Origin of the sequence: Rheinheimera baltica (assembly GCF_030731985.1) — a bacterium.
Lineage (GTDB): Bacteria > Pseudomonadota > Gammaproteobacteria > Enterobacterales > Alteromonadaceae > Alishewanella > Alishewanella baltica.
Genome location: NZ_JAPJDY010000020.1, coordinates 1 through 2453 on the forward strand (window position 1 = coordinate 1; position 2453 = coordinate 2453).

Consider the following 2453-nt stretch of genomic DNA (forward strand, 5'->3'; position numbering starts at 1 on the left):
ACAAGGCGCATCACTCGCGGCCTGCGGCCGCTGGGATGCCAACCGCTACGCGGTCGTCACCCGTGTGCTTTGCGTTAAATTGCATAGGGAAGTCATGCGTATATTTCTGTTCTTTTCATTAATAATTTTAAGCTTAGCAGCTTCAGCAATTGTTGTTCGTCATGATGTGGATGACAAAAAATATCTTGCGGACACTACAGATTTTGCACCTTTGGCAACACTTTATGTTGATGGGGCTCATGGCACATTAATTAAGCCTGATTGGATTGTGACTGCTGCTCACGCAACGTTCTGTATTAATTCTGGTAGCTACATCGGCCTAAATAATGGCTACCACAAGGTGGAAAGTGTCTTTGTTCATAAAGATTATCAGCCAGGTAAAAGTCACGACATTGCGTTAATAAAATTAGTAAACCCAATAAAGGATGTAGAACCAGCGAGTTTGTATGAAAAAACAGATGAAGTTGGCAAGATAATATGGTTTATCGGTGTTGGCGGCACTGGAAATGGGCTAACCGGACAAACGGTTGATAATTATGAAAATGGCGGAGTTTTACGAAAAGCCGAGAATCGAATCGAACAAGCAGAAGGGCCGCTATTAAAATTCAAATTTGACAGAGATGATGCAGCTTTACCACACGAAGGTGTTTCTGGTGGGGGCGATAGTGGCGGCCCAGCCTATCTGACTATTGACGGTACGAGCCACTTACTCGGTATTAGCTCCAGAGTTGAAGGCGGCGATATCGGGAAGTACGGTGTAGTGGAAGTGTATTCCAGAGTGTCTTTCTTTAAGCCTTGGATTGAAACAATCACGACTGGCGAAGATGCTGATCAGCGGCAACTAGCACTTCCAAAATTGGAGCGCCTTCCTGCAGGCCTCACAGAACAGATTTTACCCGAAGTGTGTTCTGACATCGGGTTGAAACCAAATGCAATTTAACAAATTGCTTAATTTCGTTCCGGCCACAAAAAGCGTGGCCTCCACTGGACTGCCTACGCTGCGCTGCGGCAGCCAATTAGCAAAGCGTTAAATTATTCTGGAGCAGGAATGGAACTCAAAGATTTCATTAAGGAAGCAATTAAGGATATTTCTGAAGCTATTACTGAGAGTAATTCAGAGCTACAGGAGCATGGCGTAATAGTTAATCCAAGAAGAGTTGAATTAGAAAAGAAAGATAGGTCGAACTTGCTTGGGTACATTGTTTCGCCATTTGAAAATCGAAACCTCCCCCAATAAAGTAGACGCCTATCATTACGATGAGGTAGGCAAAAAATGGCAAGAATACTTTGTGACCAGCGGGTTGTGGAATATAGCGTTGAGTTTAAGCTAAAGGTTATCGATTTAACCGAGAAACTCAGTGTTACTTCGGTTCAGATAGCGGAAGCTTTAGGGCTACATCCGATAATGGTTTATCGCTGGCGGCAAGAGTACAGGGAGGGTAAATTTGTTGCTCAGCCAACGAGAAGAATCAGTATGACGAAAGAGCCTGGTGAAAAGCCTGTAATCAGTAAAGAAGCTAGCGAGAAAGAAAAGTCGGAACTTAAACGCTTACGCAAAGAGTTGGCTGAGCTGAAGAAGGAAAACGACTTTCTAAAAAAGTGGGACAGGTATCTGAAGGAACAAAAACAGCCAGATTCGGATTCATAGCCGAGCATGGTGATGTATTTGGGATCAGATACCTGTGTGCGCGATTAGATGTTTCGGTAGCAGGATTTTACCGCTGGCAAAATCGTGAAGATGCAGAACGAACCTTGCAAAATCGTAGGTTGGCAGAGCGGATCCTAGAGTTGTTTTGTGAGCACAACGGTAATTACGGTAGCCCGAGGATCCATGCTGCGTTGCGACGAGAAGGTGAAGTGAACAATCGCAAACGGGTTGAGAGATTAATGCGTGATATGAGCCTGGTAGGAAAAGTCAGCAGGCTATATAGACGCACGCCCTTGCCAGCAAACCCTTGCATTACTGTGGGTAACCAGAAGCGCCAGGAAGCTGCTCCGGTAGCGGCAAATGAGCAATGGGCCGGAGATGTCACTTATTTAAAGGTGAATGGCCAATGGTCCTATCTTGCTGTGATTATTGATTTGTACTCTCGAAGCATAGTGGGTTGGGAGCTTAGCCAAACCCGAACAGCAGATTTAACGGTGTCAGCCTTGAAAAAGGCGCTGATGCATCGTGAGGTAAAGCCAGGCTTGTTATTTCACAGTGACAGGGGTTCAGAATATGGTGCTTATCTGTTTCAAGATGAGCTGGCCAGAGCTGGAATTAGGCCCAGTATGAACAGGCCCAAGCATATGACGGATAATGCACACGTGGAATCGTTCTTTAAGACCATGAAAACAGAGACATTTCATGGTTTAGTGTTTGAGTCGGTAACTCAGTTGAGAATGACGCTGGCCTGGTATATTGATAGTTATTACAATACGAGTCGGCTCCATTCGTCATTGGGGTTTAA

Annotated in this window: 4 protein-coding genes; all 4 read left to right on the forward strand. The window is 44.9% G+C overall.

Going from position 1 to position 2453, the window contains the following annotated elements:
• The coding region (locus ORJ00_RS18895) for a trypsin-like serine protease (RefSeq protein WP_306140549.1) at positions 1-940 on the forward strand (940 nt) is incomplete at its 5' end.
• Positions 941-1048: 108 nt separating this feature from the next.
• On the forward strand, positions 1049-1237 hold the full coding sequence (locus ORJ00_RS18900; RefSeq protein WP_306140550.1) for a hypothetical protein: 189 nt from the start codon (positions 1049-1051) through the stop codon (positions 1235-1237).
• Between the two features lie 36 nt (positions 1238-1273).
• Positions 1274-1648 carry a transposase gene (locus tag ORJ00_RS18905; protein ID WP_173499942.1) on the forward strand — a complete coding sequence of 125 codons (375 nt, stop codon included), beginning with the start codon at positions 1274-1276 and terminating at the stop codon, positions 1646-1648.
• Positions 1600-2453 (forward strand): IS3 family transposase (locus tag ORJ00_RS18910; protein ID WP_306140551.1); only part of this gene is annotated, 854 nt, incomplete at its 3' end. The genes ORJ00_RS18905 and ORJ00_RS18910, both read left to right, overlap by 49 nt.

What these genes read in the sequence shown, in the direction of transcription:
- ORJ00_RS18900 (WP_306140550.1), top strand. Translation starts at nt 1,049, where the DNA reads ATGGAACTCAAAGATTTCATTAAGGAAGCAATTAAGGATATTTCTGAA.
- ORJ00_RS18905 (WP_173499942.1), top strand. Translation starts at nt 1,274, where the DNA reads ATGGCAAGAATACTTTGTGACCAGCGGGTTGTGGAATATAGCGTTGAG.